Here is a 16,953-nt window from a genome sequence, read left to right on the forward strand (position 1 = left end):
TCACGGCTCGACTACGCGGGCGAGAAAGTAGATCACACCCGTCGAGGCGTGCCTGACGAGCAGAAGGAACGGCCGATCGACGGCGACTTCGAGCGGTTCGTCGACGATGAGCGACGTCAATCGCATCAGCACCGCCGTCGCGGCGGCGCCTTCGAGGCCTTGTTCGTCGATGCGGAGCACGGACTGGTGGACGACCTCGGACACTTCGAGCCGGTCGTCGTCGGCGAGCCCGGTGAGGTCGGCGCCGGCGGTGAACATCGTCCGCACACCGAGTTCCTGGAGTTTCGCCGTCAGCGGGCTGTCGACGTCGAGGTCGAGTTTCGGCAGCGACAGGGCGATGGTCTTGGACCGCGTGTTCTCCAGCAGCCGCGCCAGCTTGCCCGCGTCGAGCTCGGCGTCGTCGAGATCGCCGTCCGGCAGCAGGACGATCGCCTCCACCCCGCCCTCGGCACCGAGGCGGACGACCTGCCAGCCGTCCTCGTGGGTGTGGTCGAGCTGCTTTTCGAGCCACATCGTCGGCACCGTACGGGTGCCGGACGGCGCGTGGAAGTCGGCGGGCGCGGTGTTGTCACTCGAGAACGGGTTGGTCCAGGCGGTTTTGAGATACAGGGCGTTGACGATCGCGGCGACGGTGTCCCGCGCGACGGTCCCCGGCTTCAGCAGTTCGGGGATCAGTTCGCGGGTGGCCTCGGCGACGTCGGCGTTGATCAGCCGCCGCGCGGCCTCCGGATCGTCGCCGAACGGGGCGCTTTCGACCTTCCCGCCCGGCCAGGTGGCGAGCTCCTCGCGGAAGGAGTCCTCGAGCGGGAGCCCGTCCCAGGCCCAGAGCGTGTTCGCGACCGCGAGTTCGGGACCGTCGTCGAGCAGCGACGAGGCCTTGCCCAGCAGGTCGGCCAGCTCGTCCGGGTCGCCGAGCAGCGCGATCAGCTCTTCTCTGGTCTTGCCCTTGGCGGCCTGGGTCACCAGGCCGAGCGCGCTCGCGATCGAGTACGGCGAGAAGCACGCGTTCTCCGCGCGGCTCGCCAGCACCCGATAGAGGTCCAGACCAAACCGGAGGTGGCTTTCGACAGCGCCCATGCCGCAGACCGTACCGTGGACGGGGCCGCCCGTCTCCTGTCCGAAAGTTCCGCCTTGTCCGCGGGGCGGCGCCGAGGCGACCGTCGGGCGACGCGGTTGGCGGCGACCTGCCCGGCCGTGCGGGCGAGCAGGTGAAGGCATGTCGCGAAAGCCACTTTCGGGACACCAGACGTCGCGAAAGTGGCTTTCGCGACATGCTCGGCGGCCGCTGGGCCGGTCACCGACTCCCCCGGCGTTGCGAAAGCCACTTTCGCAACCTTCAACGTTGCGAAAGTGGCTTTCGCAACGTCGGCTGAGTCCTCGTGAGTGGTAAGGACGGTTAGAACCGTCCTTACCACTCACGAGGACTCAGCCGTGGCGGCCCGTATGCCAGGCGTGCCACGCGTAGGCCTGCGCGTCCGTGAGCGACGCCACCTGGTCGACGACCACGCGCAGCCGGGCCGCGTCGTCCGAGGCGGCCTCCCACGCGGGCAGGAACAGGCCGTCCAGCGAATCGGGCGCGCGGCGGCACAGCGCGACGACCAGCTCGCCGAGCATCTGGCGCTGGCCGTCCTGCATCGCGAGACGCCGCTTGTCACTCATCACGTACCGCAGCGCGAGCGCCTTGAGCAACGCGACCTCGGCCGCGACCTGCTCCGGGATGACCAGCCGCGCGGCGTAGCGGCTCAACGGCCCTTCGCCGTACACCTGCCGTGTCGCGCCGACGACGGCCGTCGCGAACCGGCCGACCAGCTCGCTCGTCAGCCGCTTCAACGCGACCTGAGCCTTGAGCGACCCGTCGAGCCCCGGTTCGCTGAGCTCGGCGACCACCGGCAGGTCGAGCAGTTCCTTCGCCGCACCCTCCAAAGTGGACTGCGACCGGTGCGAAAACCGCCGCGCCGCCTCGGCCACCGCCGCGCGTTCCTCCGGGTCGGCCAGCACGCGCAACGAGATCCGCCCGGCAAGCACTCCGTCTTCGACGTCGTGCACGGAATAGGCGACGTCGTCGGACCAGTCCATGATCTGCGCTTCCAGGCAGGTGCGGCGCTCCGGCGCCCCTTCCCGGACCCACGCGAACACCTCGGCGTCGTCGGCGTAGACGCCGTACTTCGCATTGCCTTCTTCACGTTGCCACGGGTACTTCATCGAGGCGTCGAGACAGGCGCGGGTGAGGTTCAGCCCGCCGACGAGCCCCCCTTCGAGCAGGACCTTGGGCTCCAGCCTGGTCAGGATCCGGAGTGTCTGCGCGTTGCCCTCGAAACCACCGCAGGGGTGGGCGACCTCGTTCAGCGCGCGCTCGCCGTTGTGCCCGAACGGCGGATGCCCGATGTCGTGCGCGAGGCCCGCCGTGTCCACCAGGTCCGGATCCGCGCCCAGCTCGTCCGCGATACCCCTGCCGATCTGCGCGACCTCCAGCGAATGTGTCAGCCGCGTGCGGGGCACACCGCTGACCTCGGCCCCTTCACCCGGGCCGACCACCTGGGTCTTGCCCGCCAGCCGGCGCAGCGCGGCCGAGTGCAGCACTCGGGCGCGATCACGCGCGAAGGCGCTCCGCCCGTCCGCGGCGCCTTCCAACGCCGCGCCCTTGGGCCGCTCGGGCAGCAGGCGCGCCCTGTCGGCCTCGGTGTAGGTGTCCACCCGACCAGACTAAACGTGCTCACCGACACTTATCGGGCGTCAGACCTCGCCGGTACCGAACAGACTGTCCGCCGGCGACTTCGTGAGGCGGTAGTACAGCAGCGCGCCGGTCTCGCGGACGATGTAGCGCGCCTGCGTCTCACGGGTCTGCACGATCGGGCCGCGATGGGTGGGCGACGTCCAGGTCTCGAGCCCGAGGTCGTCGGCCATCACCCGCGCGCGGAAGGAGTGCCACGGGTCGCTGACCAGCACGGCGGTCTTCCAGCCCCGTTTCTGCACCTGCTCGGCGACCGCGCGGAGGCTCCGCAGCGTGTCGCTGCCCTCGCCGACCGGCAGTGTCGCCGACGGGGGAACGCCGCGTTTGCGCAGCCACTGCGCACCCGCGTGCGCCTCGGTGTAGTTGTCGTCCGCCTTCTTGCCGCCCGCGGTGACGATCACCTTCGCCACGCCCTGGTCGTACAGCGTCTTCGCCTTGGCCAACCGGGCCTGGAAGATCTCCGACGGCCTGCCGTTGTACTGGGCCGCGCCGAGCACCACGATGACATCGGCCCGGTCGCGCACGTCCTCACGCGCGACCTGCCAGACCCGGAACGCCGTTCCGCCGATCACCGCGACGACGACCAGCAGGAATCCCGCCACTATCCGGCGAAGCCAGTTCGCGCGAGTCGGTTTCGTCCGTTCGGCGGTACTCACGTGGGTGATTCTCGCAGAGCGGGGAGTCGATCTCAGAGCCAGCCGTGCTCTTCCGCGAGCCGTACCGCCTCGGCCCGGGTCCTCGCCCCGGTCTTGCCCATCGCGGCCGAAAGATGGTTGCGCACGGTCCCTTCGGAAAGGTGCAGCCCACGGGCGATGTCGGCCACCGTGCGGCCGTCCTTGGCGGCTCTGAGGACGTCGTGTTCGCGTCCGGTGAGCGGGCTCGCGCCAGTGGCGAGCGATTCCGCGGCGAGTGCGGGATCGACCACCCGGAGCCCGCCGTGGACCCGCCGGACGGCGTCCACGAGCTGCTCCGGCGGAGCGTCCTTGACGACGAACCCCACGGCCCCCGCGGCCATCGCCCGCGAGAGATAGCCGGGCCTGCCGAAGGTGGTGCAGATGATGATCCGGCACAGCGGAAGCGCGCCGTGCAGCTCGGCGGCGGCTTCGAGACCGTCCTTGCCCGGCATCTGGACGTCCAGCAGCGCGACGTCCGGGGCGGTCTCCTTCGCCCGCTGGAGCACTTCGTCACCCGAGCCGACCTGGGCGACCACCTCGATGTCGGCTTCCAGGCCGAGCACGGTGGCCAACGCCCCGCGCACCATCGCCTGGTCGTCGGCGAGCAGGACCCGGATCACGCGCGGCCTCCCGTGGGTTCGGAGAGTGGCGCGGGCGCGCCGCTCCGGAAGGCGGACTCGGGTACCTCCGCCCGGAGGAGCCATCCTCCCCCAGGCGGCGTGGTGGCGGTCAAGGTCCCGCCGACCGCGTCCAACCGTTCGGTGAGACCGCGCAGGCCGTTGCCCGCCGCCGCCTCGCCGCCGGCACCGTCGTCCTCGACTTCCAGCCAGGTCCTGCCGAAGCGGACTTTCACCCGTTTCGCCCCGGAATGCCGGATCACGTTGGTGACCGCTTCCCGCAGCACGTAACCGAAAGTGCGCTGCAGGGCGGGATCGACGTTGTCCACCGCGTGCGGCAAATCCGCGTCGATCTCAGCCGCCCGCAATGCCGCCCGCGCCCCGGCGACCTCCGCCGACAGCGACACCTCGCGATATTCGGAGACCGTGGCCCGGATGTCCGAGAGCGCGCTGCGGGTCAGGCCCTCGACCTCGCGGATCTCCTGCAGCGCGCGGGGGTCGTCCTTGCCGCTCTCCAGGATCCGGCGGGCGAGCCCCGCCTTGACCGTGATGGTGGTGAGGCTGTGGCCGAGGATGTCGTGCAGATCCCGCGCCAGGCGTTCGCGTTCGCCCGCCACCGCGAGCGTCGCGATCTCCTGGTTCGCCGCCTCCAGTTTCCGCACCGCCCGGACCAGGTTCGCCATGAAGAACATCGCCGCGGTGATCGAGGCGACCGCCACAAGGTCGCCGAAATCGTCCTTCCCGACGGCCAGGTGGACGGCCAGCACCAGCAGCAGGGCGCCGCCGTCCAGGATCAACGCCCACGCCGGCGGCAGCGTGAAGGCCAGCACCGCCGTGGCGTAGATCAGGACGTACGGGTTGTTGTCGTGCAGGAACACCAGGGCGAGACCGAGGAGCAGCATCACCACCGAGAAGACGTAGGTCGTCTTCCGCCGGGAAGGCCGCAGGACGAGCGGGAACAGCAGATAGCAGGCGCCGTAGGCGATCAGGAGACCGACGATCACCAGCTTGTCCGGGGTGATCCCGTGGGTGGTCAGCTCGACCAGCGCCGGGATGAAGCTCGGCAGGACGCAGGCGGTCCCGAGAATCGCCCACCGTCCGGGCCGGGGCCCCCGCCCGGTCCGCGGCGGCATGTCCGACCACCAGTTCTCCCGGTCGCCCAACCCCGTTCTCACCCTGCCCGGGTACTCGTTCACCGGTTCACCCTTCTCAGACCCGCGCACTGTCCTTACGGTAACGCCTGATCACGAGCGTCCCGAGGATCGCGGTCCACGCCGCCAGCACACCGAGCGCGGCCGGGAGGCTCACGGTGAGATGGTCGGTGACGACCGGGCGGACCAGCTGGATCAGCCAGTACGTCGGCGTCAACTGAGCGACGTCAGCCATCCACGACGGCATCCCGTCGATCGGGATCCACAGGCCGCCGAGGAAACCCATGCCCATCATGACGATCATGTTCAGCGGCTGCATCGACTCCGGCGTGCCGAACTGACCGAGCAGGAGGCCGAGCAGCACCAGCGGGATCGCGCCGAGCCAGATACCCGCCACGAGCCGCAGCCAGCCGGCGGCGTCGAGATGGACACCCTGGAAGAGGACACCGACCAGCGGGACGACGAGCAGCGCCGGCAGGGCGACGAGCATCGCCGAGAGCGCCTTGCCGCCGAGGTAACCGGCGCCGGTCAACGGCGTCAGCCGCAGCTGGCGCTGCCAGCCGGTGGACCGCTCGATGGCGAGTTTCGTGCCGCTCGTCATCGCGGCGGAAAAGGCCCCGAAGGCCATCATATTGACCATGATCACACCCGCGATGTTCACTTCACCCGCGGCGAAGACGTTGGCCTGCAACAGGAACATCAATACCGGGAAGGCGACGGCGAAGAGCACGAACCTGGTCGAACGGAAGGTGCGGACGATCTCGGTCTTGAGGTAGGTCGGGTTCATCGGACGGCTTCCTCGCTGGTCGTCAGGGAAAGGAACGCGCCTTCGAGGCCGACGGCGCTGATCTCGATGTCGTGGGCTTCGGGTACGTGGCTCAGCAACGCCCGCAGCGTCGCGTCGGAATCGGAACTGGAGATCGCCACACGGCCGGCGCGGAGTTCGAAGCCGGTGACCGCGGGCAGCGCCGCGATCACCGGCTCCGCCGCCGCGGGCACCGCCGCGCGGATCGTGCGCCCCCCGGCCAGCGCACGGACCTGCGCGACCGAACCGTCCGCGACGATCCGGCCCGACCGCATCAGCACGACCCGGTCGGCGAACTCTTCGGCCTCTTCGAGATAGTGGGTCGCGAACAGGACGGTGCGGCCGGAGTTCGTGTACTCGTACATGGACTTCCAGAACTCGCGGCGCGTGCCGACGTCCATCGCGGCGGTCGGCTCGTCGAGGATCAGCAGATCGGGGTCGCTCACGAGCGCGACGGCGAACCGCACGCGCTGCTTCTGCCCACCGGAAAGCTTGGTGGAGCGCCGGTTCGCGATGTCCTCGATCCCGGCGCGGCGCAACGCCTCGCGCACGGGCATCGGCTCGCGATGCAGCGCCGCGACCATGCCGAGGGTCTCCGCGACCGTGAGATCCTCGACGAGCGCGCCGCCCTGCAGCATCGCGCCGATCATCCCGTCGCCGACCGCGTCACCCGGCTCCCGCCCGAAGACGGTCACGGTGCCGGCATCGGGTTTCGAGAGCCCCAGGATCATGTCGACCGTGGTGGATTTGCCCGCGCCGTTGGGGCCGAGGAGGGCGACCACCTCGCCCGGCGCGATCGTCAGGTCCACACCGTCGACGGCGTGGACGTCCCCATAGTGCTTACGCAGCCCGGAAAGCCGGACCGCCGCCCCCGCGGTGATGTCTTGTTCTCGCATACTCAGAGCTTGTCGCGCGGGGGCGTCCCGGCCTTGGGCCGCGCGTCACGACCTGGGGGTGACAGTTGTCAGGGGTATAGCGCGTGAAGGCCCCCTTCCCTCGGCTGAGCCGAGGGAAGGGGGCCTTCACGCGCAAAAAACGGAACTCAGGCGCCGATCAGGCGCCCCGCCAGATAGGACTCCAGCTTGTCGATCGCGACCCGCTCCTGCGCCATGGTGTCGCGCTCCCGCACGGTCACCGCGTGGTCGTTGAGCGAGTCGAAGTCGACGGTGACGCAGTACGGCGTCCCGATCTCGTCCTGGCGCCGGTAGCGGCGGCCGATCGCGCCGGCGTCGTCGAAGTCGACGTTCCAGTGCTTGCGCAGCGCCGCGGCGACGTCGCGCGCCTTCGGCGTGAGGTCGGCGTTGCGCGACAACGGGAGCACGGCGACCTTGAACGGCGCGAGCCGGTAGTCCAGCTTGAGCACCGCGCGGGTGTCGGTGCTGCCCTTGGCGTTCGGCACCTCTTCCTCGTGGTAGGCGTCGACGAGGAACGCCATCATCGACCGGCCGACACCGGCCGCAGGCTCGATGACGAACGGGCGGAACCGCTGCTTCGTGGCCTGGTCGAAGAACGACAGGTCGACACCGGAGTGGTTCGAGTGCGTCGTGAGGTCGAAGTCGGTGCGGTTCGCGATGCCTTCGAGCTCGCCCCATTCCTGGCCGGCGTTGAACGCGAAGCGGTACTCGACGTCGACGGTGCGCTTCGAGTAGTGGGAGAGCTTTTCCTTCGGGTGCTCGTAAAGACGGAGGTTGTCCGCCTTGATCCCGAGGTCCTTGTACCACTCGGTGCGCGCGTCGATCCAGTACTGGTGCCAGGTCTCGTCCTCGCCCGGCTCGACGAAGAACTCCATCTCCATCTGCTCGAACTCGCGCGTGCGGAAGATGAAGTTGCCCGGCGTGATCTCGTTCCGGAACGACTTGCCGATCTGGCCGATGCCGAACGGCGGCTTCTTGCGCGCCGCGGTCTGCACGTTGAGGAAGTTGATGAAGATGCCCTGCGCGGTCTCCGGGCGGAGGTAGTGCACGCCCTCCTCGGACTCGACCGGGCCGAGGTAGGTCTTGAGCATCATGTTGAAGTCACGCGGCGCGGTGTACTGCCCGCGGGTGCCGCAGTTCGGGCACGGCACCTCGGACAGGTCGTCCTCGGACACCTCCTTGCCCGAGCGGGCGGAGAAGTCCTCGGCCAGCTGGTCGGCGCGGAAACGCTTGTGGCAGGACAGACATTCGATCAGCGGGTCGGTGAAGACGTCGAGGTGACCCGACGCGACCCACACCTGGCGCGGCAGGATGACCGAGGAGTCGAGGCCGACGACGTCGTCGCGGCTCTGCACGACGGTCTTCCACCACTGGCGCTTGATGTTGTCCTTGAGTTCGACACCGAGGGGCCCGTAGTCCCACGCCGACTTGGTACCGCCGTAGATCTCTCCACACGGGAAAACGAAGCCTCGACGCTTGCACAGGCTGACGACGGTCTCAATGGTGTTGGCGGGCACTCCACGCTCCGAAGCATGCGGGGACGGGTATGGACTAGAAGGACCAGACTAACCGCCCGTCCCCGCACGACCTCCGGCGAGGTCGGACCGCTCAGGGCCTGCTGACCAACGAGGCGGTGACGATGCGGTTGTCCTCGTAACCGTCGGTCCCGCCGACGTACTCGCCGCCGCAGGTGACCAGCACCAGCCGATGCGGCCCGTCCGGTCCGAACAGCTTCTCCGACTGTTCGGCGAGCTTCGTCTTGTGCACGGTGACGACCTCGCCGATCTTGTAGACCCACTTGCCGCCGTCGGTGTCGACGACGTCGACCTGCTGACCGGTCTTGAGCCGCCAAAGTTCGTCGAACGGGCCCTTCTTCCCCTTCCAGTTCACATGCCCGGAAAGCAGGGAAGCACCCTGGTCGGCGCCCAGTTTCGCGCCCCACCAGGTGGCTTCGTCGAGACCCTCGGGGATGGGGAGGGTCCCGTCCGCGGTCAGTTCCTTGCGGATCAGTTTCGCCGTGCCGCCACCGGGGAGCCGGACCGTGCCGGGCGCCTGTCCCGTGTCGGCCGGAGTCTGCGCCTGCTGTCCCGCCGACGTGTCCGCCTGACCGGGGGCGGCCGCGACGACAGGATCACTCTTTCCGGTGAACACCAGCACCGAGACCACGGCCGCCACCACGAAGATCGCGGCGCCGATGAGGATCAACCCCAGGCTGGAGCGCTTTTTCGGCCGCTCCTCGCTCGCCGTGCCGTCGTCGATCTGTCCCACCATCGGGTATTACTCCTTGCTCGCGTCAAGCCGCCGGAGCGGCCGGTGTCGCTAGACACGCGACGCGAGCCGCGAGTGGTTGCACCGACTTCCCGCATTCAGAGGACGAAAAGCGGGAATCAGGCGGGCGGCCCGGAAACGGGAGTCGCGACGATGACCCGGTTGTCCCGGTAACCGTCCGTACCCCCGAGGTAGTCGCCGCCGCAGGTGACCAGCACCAGCCGATGCGGCCCGCTCTGCGCGAACAGCTTCGCCGCCTGCGCGGGCAGGTCGTTCTTGTGCACGGTGACGACCTCGCGCACGCGATAGACCCAGATACCGCCCGCCGCGTCGCTGACGGCCACCTCCTGGCCCTCGCGCATCCGCCACAGCTCGTCGAACGGCCCTTTGACGCCACCCCAGTTGACGTGCCCGGAGATCAGCGACGTCCCCGCTTCCGCGCCGAGCCGCACACCCCACCACGCCGCGTCGCCGAGACCGCGCGGGATCGGGAGGACACCCTGAGCGGTGACCTCGGACCGGACGAGTCTCGCCGACCCGCCTTCGGGCAGGCGGATCGTGCCGGGCCGCTGCCCCCGTTTCGAACTGTCGGCGGGCAGCGCCAAGGGAGCACCGTCCTCACCCGGCATGACCGCGGGTTCGGCGAACGACACCGCCGGCGGTTCCGGCGGGATCCAGGTCAGCACGACCACGCCCGCTGAGATGGCGATCGCGGTGACCACGGCGGACAGTCCCGCCAGCCAGGGCCGCACGGGCCGCTACTTCTCCCGCAGCGGCGCGGGCTTGCGACGGCGAAGCATCAGCATGGCCGCGGCGCCGACGAGGATGCCGCCGCCCAGCAGCCCGAGCCCGACCACGGTCCGCGTCGAGTCCTCGGCCTGCGGCGGGATACCGCCCGCGGGCACCGTCCCCGGCACCGCGGGCTGCTCGGGCGCCGCGCCCGGTCCCGTACCACCGGCGGGCTTCGCCACGAAGTTCCTCGGGATCGCGCAGCTCACGCCGCCGAGCACGACCGTCGTGCGGGCCTCGCGCAGATCCTTGCCCGTCTCGTCGCGCACGTGCGTGACGATGTCCACTTTCCAGCCCGCGACCGCGGTCACGTCGCCGGCGCGCCAGCCGTCCTGCCGGATGAGCTGGTCGAAGGCGGTCACGCGTGTCACGGTCAGGTCGGAGGTGGTCTTGTCCTTGCTGAGGCTCTCGTTCTTGATCATCGACGGCGGACCGAGCTTGAGTCCCTTGACGTCGACCCCCGAAGCACCGGACGGCTTGAGGTCGCCGTTCTCGCCCCGCACCCAGATCTTGCCGACGCTGGTCGACGACGTCGCCTTGCCCGGCGCGGCACAGTCGACCGAGCTCTTCGCGCCTTCGAGCACCAGCACGGTGTTGTCGAGCGGCTTCGCGCCGCCGCGCCCGTTGTCGATCAGGGCGTAGTTGCTTTCCGCGACCGCCGTCGGGACCGTGGTCTGCTGCAGCGCGGCGACCACGTTGTGATCACGGCTGGCGATCCCGGCCGGGAACGGGCTCTGCGCGCCGTAGCGGCCCAGGTTGATGGCCCATTTGTCACCGAGGGTGCCCTGCTCGCCGGCGTCACGCGGGACGACGGTGCGGTCCGGGGAGAGTTTCGACTGGCCGGGCGTCAACGGCGAACGCTGGGTCTCGGTGATCAGCGATCCCGGGTTCCCGATCCGCACCGACGCCACGTTCGCGAACGACACGGGGCCGGTCTTCTCATCGACGGCCTTCGTCGTCTGCGCCGAGGCCAGCCCCGGAACCGACGCCAAAGCGACGGCCGCCGTCGCGGCGGCCAGCTTCGTCACGAAACGAGTCATGTCTCCCCACTGCCTTCTCCGGGCACTCAGAGCGCGGTCGTCAGTGTGAAGCGACGAAACGCTCCGCGACAACCTTGCACCGTTGGCGACGACATGCGAAGCGGAATGGTCATTTCTTCGCGAAGTCACCCGAATGGAGCAGTAACGTCGCCGCCAAGTGGTCGCCCGGTCGGCGAACAGACCAGCCGGGACGGGAACACTAAGATGGACTGGACTGTTACTGGCAATGACTTCGGAAATCATGATGGACTTGGAGGCCGCGATGGCTACGGTGACCCCGGATTCGGCCGCCGCGGGCCTCGCGGAGGACCCCGGACCGCATTCGTCCGCCCGTCCCCCCGCCGAACCCGCCGTGCCGGCATCGCCCGCCGTGCTCGCGGACGCGGGTGACCTGCTCCGGGCCCTCGCCGCCCCCGTGCGCATCGCCATCGTGCTGCAGCTGCGTAACGCGGACCGATGCGTCCACGAACTGGTGGACACGCTCGATGTCGCGCAGCCGCTGATCAGCCAGCACCTGCGGGTACTGAAGACCGCGGGGGTCGTACAGGGTGAGCGACGCGGCCGTGAGGTGGTGTACCGGCTGGTCGACGATCACCTTGCGCATATCGTGGTGGACGCCGTAGCCCACGTTCAGGAGGGGAAGTGAGCATGAGTCCGACGACGGCCAACAGTTCCGCGCCGGTGCCGGGACGCCGGTCGACGAAACAGCGGGCCGCCGTGGTGGAGCTGCTCAAGGAGATCGACGACTTCCGTTCCGCCCAGGAACTGCACGACGAGCTGCGCAAACGCGGCGACGGTATCGGGCTCACCACGGTGTACCGGACGCTGCAGTCGCTCTCGGAGGCCGGCGAGATCGACGTTCTGCGCACCGACACCGGCGAGGCCATCTACCGGCGCTGCTCGTCGCACCACCACCATCACCTCGTGTGCCGGATCTGCGGCAGCACCGTCGAGGTCGAGGGACCGGCCGTGGAGCGGTGGGCCGAGAAGATCGCCTCGGAGCACGGCTTCTCCGACATCAGCCACACCGTGGAGATCGTCGGTACCTGCTCGAACCACTGACAGCTGGGCCCTCGTGAGTGGTAAGGACGGTTAGAACCGTCCTTACCACTCACGAGGGCTTAGCGGGATCAGTACTCGTACGGGTCCTTCGGCGCCGGCACCTGCCGCACCGACGTGAGCGTCAAGTCCGGCATATAGCTGTTCTCCCGCACCGCGGTCCCCGGCACGACCGTCCCGGTGACCTCCAGCCAGGTGTCGTCCCCGAAGCCCGACGCGCCCTCGCCCACCATCCGCACGGTGATCGGGTAGGCGTCGGCGGCACAGCAGCCGATCACCATCCTGGCCAGCATCGTGTTGCCCTCGTTGTGCACCACGAACCCGGACAGCCGCACCGTCCGCCCGTTCAGCGAGCCGCTGGAATCCCAGCCCGCCCGGCTGACGAACTCGTTGACCTCCAACGGGACCACGTCCCCGGCGGGCAGCGGCGGGAAGGCGGCCGCGTTGCTCGCCGAAGCGCTTTGCGGCGCCCTGGCCTCCGTGCGGGTCACCGAATCGGCGCCCAGCGCGGGCGGCGCGACCAGGAACACGGCCAGCACCGGCACCATCAGCAACCAGGCCGACCGGGTGTTGTGCTCGTGCGCGTGGACGTGCCCGGACACGACGGCGGCGGCCCGCGCGGCCAGCAGGTCGCGGACGATCGCGACCGCGCCCAGCGCGACCATCACCGCGCCGCCGGCGATGATCCACGGCTGCTGCGCGGGTTTGACGTAGCGCAGGTAGTCGCCGTTGATCGTGATCTTGAGCAGCGCCCCGCCGAGCAGGATCAGCAGGATGTTCTGGGTCTCGCGTTTCACGCGCCACCTCCGAGGATCAGCACACCCGAGACCACCGCGCAGGACAGCGCGACCACGAACGTCACGGGCGCGAACCGCAGCGCGAACGACTTGCCGAAGGTACCGGTCTGCAACGCGAACAGCTTCACGTCGATCGCGGGCCCGACCACCAGGAACACCAGCTTCGGCAGCAGCGGCATCGCGGTCAGCGACGCGGCGACGAAGGCGTCGGCCTCGCTGCACAGCGCCAGCACGACGGCGAGCACGGCCATCACCAGCACGCCGAGCACGATCTGTTCCCCCAGCACCCCGAACCACTTCGCGGGTACCAGGACGTTCATCGCGGCGGCGATCATCGCACCGAGCACCAGGAACCCGCCCGCCTCGACCAGGTCCGCCCGCGCGGTTTCGGCGAAGGTCTTCCAGCGCGAGCCGTGCTGGACCTCGGGAAGACGCCGCAAGGCGCGCTCCGCGATCCAGTCGAGCTTGCCCCATTTCGCCCACAGCCAGCCCATCACCATCGCCGTGGCGAGCGAACCGGCGAACCGGGCGAACACCATCTCCGGGTTCCCGGGGAACGCCACCGCGGTGGCGACCAGCACCACCGGGTTCACCGCGGGCGCGGCCAGCAGGAACGTCAGCGCGGCCGCGGGCACGACACCCTGCCCGATCAGCCGCCGCGCGACCGGCACCGACGCGCATTCACAACCCGGCAGGGCGACCCCGGCCAGCCCCGCGACACCGACCGCCGCACCGGCCCGGCGAGGCAGCACCTTCTCCAGCACCCGCGCCGGCACGAACGCCGCGATCGCGCCGCTGATCAGCACCCCGAGCACCAGGAACGGCAACGCCTGCACGCAGACCGCCACGAACACCGTCGAGCCGGTCCGCAGCGCGGGCACGTCGAACACCTGCTGGAGCCAGCTCTGCCCGAGGATCGCGATCAGCAGGATCGCGCAGAGCACCTCGATCGAGGTGATCTTGAACCGCCGGGCCGGCTTCCGCTCCGGGGCGCTCCTGGAAATGGTTTCCATGCGCGCGATGATGCCAGGTGACCCAGCGTTCCGGCGGTCACTCCCCGGGAGCGGTCCCCAGCAGGTCCGAACGCAGCTGCGACGCCGTCGAGACGACCAGCATGAGCAGCGTTCCGAGCGGCGAGGGATCCATGCCCTCGGCCGGGAACGCGTACCTCAGCGTGATGTCGATGCCCTTCTCCGAACGCACGACACCGAGCGTCCCGAACAGGCCCTGTCCGGCGCGTTCCGCCGCCGAGGCCGCGATCGCCGGGTCGTCCGGCAGGTCCCAGGCGACGACACAGGTCAGGCTCAGCACGGTGAGGCCTTCGGCCAGCCGGGTCGCCTGGATGACGCACGGGACGTCCGCGTGCGAGAAGGTCAGCGCGCCGTCGTCGTCGACGTGGACTTCGAGATAGCGCTCGAGGGCTTCCCGTGCCGACGTCAGCAACGCCGCCGTGTCGGCTGCTTCGGTAGTCATGCCTTCCCTTCGGAAGCCTTGTCGATGGCCCCGCCGAAGCGGCGGTCCCGTTTCGCGAACTCGAGGCAGGCCCGCCACAGGTGGGTGCGGTCGAAGTCCGGGAAGAGCGTGTCCTGGTAGACCATCTCGGCGTAGGCCGACTGCCAGAGCAGGAAGTTCGACGTGCGCTGCTCCCCCGACGGACGCAGGAACAGGTCCACGTCCGGCATGTCGGGCTGGTACAGGTACTTCCCGATGGTCTTCTCGGTGACCTTGTCCGGGTTCAGCTTCCCGTCGGCGACGTCGTGGGCGATCCGGCGCATGGCGTCGCCCAGCTCGGCGCGGCCGCCGTAGTTGACGCACATGGTCATGTTCAGCGCCGTGTTGTGCTTGGTCTTCTCCTCGGCGACCTGCAGTTCCTTGATGACGCTCGCCCACAGCTTGGGACGGCGGCCCGCCCAGCGGATGCGGACGCCGATCGAACCGAGGTAGTCGACCTGGCGGCGGATGGTGTCGCGGTTGAAGCCCATCAGGAAGCGGACCTCCTCCGGGCTCCGCTTCCAGTTCTCGGTGGAGAACGCGTACACCGACAGCCATTTGACGCCCAGCTCCACGGCACCGCTGGCGACGTCGATCATCACCGCTTCACCGCGTTTGTGGCCTTCGATCCGCGGCAGTCCCCGCTGGTTGGCCCAGCGGCCGTTGCCGTCCATCACCAGCGCCACATGCTTCGGGAGGAGTTCCTTGGGGATCTCCGGCGGCCGGGCACCGGACGGGTGCGGCTCCGGCGCGCGAAGTTCGAATTGTGACGCCTTGTTCTCGCGTCCCCTGCGCAGCACCTTCGAGCCTCCTGATCGAGCGAACCTGTGCCTGCGACCCTACTGCGCCTGCGTGCTGGTCTCCCGCGCACGCCTCTCCACCAGCGGCAGCGACCGCAACTGACGCTCCAGATGCCACTGCAGATGGGCCGCGACCAGGCCGGACGCGTCCCGCCGCGGCACCGGCTGCGAAGCCTCGGCCACCGGCCACTCGCCGTGCAGGAGCGCCGCGAGCAGCGTCAGCACCTCCGGGGAGGGGTGGACACAGCCTGGGACCCGGCAATCCGGGCACATCGAGCCGCCGGCGGACACGCTGAACGCCTTGTGCGGCCCGGGCAGGCCGCAGCGGGCGCATTCGGTGATCGCGGGCGCCCAGCCTGCGTAGGCCATGGCCCGCAGGAAGAAGGCGTCGAGGATGAGGGAACTGTCCCGTTCCCCGCCCGCGAGCGCGCGAAGCGCTCCGACGACGAGCATGTAGAGCTTGAGCACCGGCTCGCCCTCTTCGGCGGACAACCGGTCCGCCGTCTCGGCGATGGCGCTCGCGGCGGTGTAGCGCTGGTAGTCGGCCACCAGCGGCAGCGCGAAGGCGTCGACCGTCTCGACCTGGGTGATCACGTCGAGGGAGCGGCCGGTGTAGAACTGGACGTCGACGTGGCCGAACGGCTCCAGCCGCGCCCCGAAGCGCGATGACGTCCGACGCACGCCTTTCGCGACCGCACGGACTTTGCCGTGCCGCCGCGTGAGCAGGGTGACGATCCGGTCGGCCTCACCCAGCTTGTGCGTCCGCAACACCACTCCGGTGTCGCGATAGAGGTTCACCACCCCGACATCGTCCCACCTGGGACCGACATCGGGGTGGTGCGCCCCGGAAACGAAATCAGCAGTAGCTGCCGTAGCAGCTGTAGGTCGACGCGCTCGTCGCCAGGATGACGGCGAAGATGATCCAGACGATCGAAAGCAGGCAGCCGACGCCACCGATGATCGTGGCGATCAGGCAAAGCGTCTTCGTCGACTTCGACGCGTCCGCGGCCGCGGCGTAGTTGCCCTGCATCTTGTAGGTGTTGACCTCGTTGGACTTCATGATCGCGAAGATCGCAATGATCCAGAAGAGGAAGATGCAGCCGATCGCCCAGCCCTTGTAGTCCTTGATGGCGTTGATGTCGCCACCGCCGCCCGGCATACCGCCCGGAGCGCCGTAGGGGGAAGGCTGGCCGTACGGAGCGGGCTGCCCGTAAGGAGCGGGCATGCCACCGGAAGGCGGCCCATAGCCAGGCTGCTGCTGTCCATAGGGCTGCTGCTGGCCGTAGGGGTTGGTCATGAAAGTGGTCCTCGTTGTTCTTTCGGCTTCGGGTCGGGCTAGATGCTCGCGGCGACCAGGACGATCCAGAGAATGGAGAACAGGCAGCCGACCCCGCCGATGATCGAGGCGATCATGCACATGGTCTTCGTCGACTTCGACGCGTCCATGGCGGCGGCGTAGTTGCCCTGCATCTTGTAGGTGTTGACCTCGTTGGACTTCATGATCGCGAAGATCGCGATGATCCAGCAGAGGAAGATGCAGCCGATCGCCCAGCCCTTGTAGTCCGGGATCGAGTTGATGTCACCGCCGCCACCGGGCATCCCGCCAGGGGCGCCGTAGGGCGCGGGCTGACCGTACGGCGAGGGCTGGCCGTACGGTGCCGGCTGGCCGTACGGCATCGGGTTCGGGCCGGAAGGCTGGCCGTACGGCGCGGGCGTGGCGCCGGACGGGGGTCCGTATCCGGGCTGAGGCTGCTGGCCATAGGGCTGCTGGCCGGGGCCGGGCTGCTGGCCGTACGGGTTCGTCATCGGGTTCCCCA

At 69.2% G+C, this 16,953-nt stretch carries 20 protein-coding genes; 2 read left to right on the forward strand and 18 right to left on the reverse strand.

Annotated features, from left to right (window positions below):
- From H4W30_RS29360 to H4W30_RS29410, 11 genes are all read right to left on the reverse strand, one after another.
- A complete protein-coding gene (locus tag H4W30_RS29360; protein ID WP_192745766.1) occupies nucleotides 1–1,077 on the reverse strand; it encodes a serpin family protein in 1,077 nt (358 codons plus the stop codon).
- Between the two features lie 348 nt (nucleotides 1,078–1,425).
- Nucleotides 1,426–2,694 carry a deoxyguanosinetriphosphate triphosphohydrolase gene (locus H4W30_RS29365; protein WP_192745767.1) on the reverse strand — a complete coding sequence of 423 codons (1,269 nt, stop codon included), beginning with the start codon at nucleotides 2,692–2,694 and terminating at the stop codon, nucleotides 1,426–1,428.
- Between the two features lie 39 nt (nucleotides 2,695–2,733).
- A complete protein-coding gene (locus H4W30_RS29370) occupies nucleotides 2,734–3,387 on the reverse strand; it encodes a YdcF family protein (RefSeq protein WP_192745768.1) in 654 nt (217 codons plus the stop codon).
- Between the two features lie 32 nt (nucleotides 3,388–3,419).
- Nucleotides 3,420–4,025 (reverse strand): response regulator, encoded by a 606-nt coding sequence (locus H4W30_RS29375; RefSeq protein WP_192745769.1) that lies wholly within the window; start codon nucleotides 4,023–4,025, stop codon nucleotides 3,420–3,422.
- A complete protein-coding gene (locus H4W30_RS29380) occupies nucleotides 4,022–5,218 on the reverse strand; it encodes a sensor histidine kinase (RefSeq protein WP_192745770.1) in 1,197 nt (398 codons plus the stop codon). The genes H4W30_RS29375 and H4W30_RS29380 overlap by 4 nt, the downstream gene beginning before the upstream one ends.
- A 13-nt stretch (nucleotides 5,219–5,231) precedes the next feature.
- Nucleotides 5,232–5,960, reverse strand: a complete 729-nt coding sequence (locus H4W30_RS29385; RefSeq protein ID WP_192745771.1) for an ABC transporter permease — start codon at nucleotides 5,958–5,960, stop codon at nucleotides 5,232–5,234.
- Complete coding sequence (locus H4W30_RS29390) at nucleotides 5,957–6,874, reverse strand: ABC transporter ATP-binding protein (protein WP_192745772.1); 918 nt, start codon at nucleotides 6,872–6,874, stop codon at nucleotides 5,957–5,959. The genes H4W30_RS29385 and H4W30_RS29390 overlap by 4 nt, the downstream gene beginning before the upstream one ends.
- A gap of 146 nt (nucleotides 6,875–7,020) precedes the next feature.
- On the reverse strand, nucleotides 7,021–8,409 hold the full coding sequence (locus H4W30_RS29395) for a glycine--tRNA ligase (RefSeq protein ID WP_192745773.1): 1,389 nt from the start codon (nucleotides 8,407–8,409) through the stop codon (nucleotides 7,021–7,023).
- Between the two features lie 91 nt (nucleotides 8,410–8,500).
- The gene (locus H4W30_RS29400) at nucleotides 8,501–9,163 is read right to left on the reverse strand and encodes a class F sortase (RefSeq protein WP_192745774.1); all 663 of its coding nucleotides are present in this window, start codon (nucleotides 9,161–9,163) and stop codon (nucleotides 8,501–8,503) included.
- 116 nt (nucleotides 9,164–9,279) lie between these two features.
- A complete protein-coding gene (locus H4W30_RS29405; protein WP_192745775.1) occupies nucleotides 9,280–9,912 on the reverse strand; it encodes a class F sortase in 633 nt (210 codons plus the stop codon).
- 6 nt (nucleotides 9,913–9,918) lie between these two features.
- Nucleotides 9,919–10,989, reverse strand: a complete 1,071-nt coding sequence (locus tag H4W30_RS29410) for a hypothetical protein (protein ID WP_192745776.1) — start codon at nucleotides 10,987–10,989, stop codon at nucleotides 9,919–9,921.
- Between the two features lie 262 nt (nucleotides 10,990–11,251).
- Here H4W30_RS29410 and H4W30_RS29415 point away from each other — a divergent pair, with 262 nt between their 5' ends.
- Both H4W30_RS29415 and H4W30_RS29420 read left to right on the forward strand, forming a co-directional pair.
- Nucleotides 11,252–11,635: an ArsR/SmtB family transcription factor gene (locus H4W30_RS29415; RefSeq protein ID WP_192745777.1), complete on the forward strand. Its 384-nt coding sequence runs from the start codon at nucleotides 11,252–11,254 to the stop codon at nucleotides 11,633–11,635.
- Between the two features lie 2 nt (nucleotides 11,636–11,637).
- A complete protein-coding gene (locus H4W30_RS29420) occupies nucleotides 11,638–12,051 on the forward strand; it encodes a Fur family transcriptional regulator (RefSeq protein ID WP_034316411.1) in 414 nt (137 codons plus the stop codon).
- Between the two features lie 68 nt (nucleotides 12,052–12,119).
- On the opposite strand, the gene H4W30_RS29425 is transcribed toward H4W30_RS29420, so the two are convergent.
- From H4W30_RS29425 to H4W30_RS29455, 7 genes are read right to left on the reverse strand one after another with little or no spacing between them, the layout of a single operon-like run.
- Entirely contained in the window at nucleotides 12,120–12,845 is a 726-nt protein-coding gene (locus H4W30_RS29425) for a TIGR03943 family putative permease subunit (RefSeq protein ID WP_192745778.1), read from the reverse strand.
- On the reverse strand, nucleotides 12,842–13,858 hold the full coding sequence (locus tag H4W30_RS29430; protein ID WP_192745779.1) for a permease: 1,017 nt from the start codon (nucleotides 13,856–13,858) through the stop codon (nucleotides 12,842–12,844). Before H4W30_RS29430 ends, H4W30_RS29425 begins: the two co-directional genes overlap by 4 nt.
- A gap of 37 nt (nucleotides 13,859–13,895) precedes the next feature.
- Nucleotides 13,896–14,318 carry a hypothetical protein gene (locus H4W30_RS29435; RefSeq protein ID WP_005158775.1) on the reverse strand — a complete coding sequence of 141 codons (423 nt, stop codon included), beginning with the start codon at nucleotides 14,316–14,318 and terminating at the stop codon, nucleotides 13,896–13,898.
- A complete protein-coding gene (locus H4W30_RS29440) occupies nucleotides 14,315–15,136 on the reverse strand; it encodes an isoprenyl transferase (RefSeq protein WP_192745780.1) in 822 nt (273 codons plus the stop codon). The genes H4W30_RS29435 and H4W30_RS29440 overlap by 4 nt, the downstream gene beginning before the upstream one ends.
- A 39-nt stretch (nucleotides 15,137–15,175) precedes the next feature.
- Nucleotides 15,176–15,937, reverse strand: a complete 762-nt coding sequence (gene recO, locus H4W30_RS29445) for a DNA repair protein RecO (RefSeq protein WP_125676128.1) — start codon at nucleotides 15,935–15,937, stop codon at nucleotides 15,176–15,178.
- Nucleotides 15,938–15,992: 55 nt separating this feature from the next.
- Nucleotides 15,993–16,433, reverse strand: a complete 441-nt coding sequence (locus H4W30_RS29450) for a CD225/dispanin family protein (protein ID WP_125694554.1) — start codon at nucleotides 16,431–16,433, stop codon at nucleotides 15,993–15,995.
- 38 nt (nucleotides 16,434–16,471) lie between these two features.
- Nucleotides 16,472–16,942 (reverse strand): CD225/dispanin family protein, encoded by a 471-nt coding sequence (locus H4W30_RS29455; protein WP_192745781.1) that lies wholly within the window; start codon nucleotides 16,940–16,942, stop codon nucleotides 16,472–16,474.
- Nucleotides 16,943–16,953 lie beyond the last annotated feature (11 nt).

Origin of the sequence: Amycolatopsis roodepoortensis (genome assembly GCF_014873915.1) — a bacterium.
In the GTDB taxonomy this organism is placed as follows: Bacteria; Actinomycetota; Actinomycetes; order Mycobacteriales; family Pseudonocardiaceae; genus Amycolatopsis; species Amycolatopsis roodepoortensis.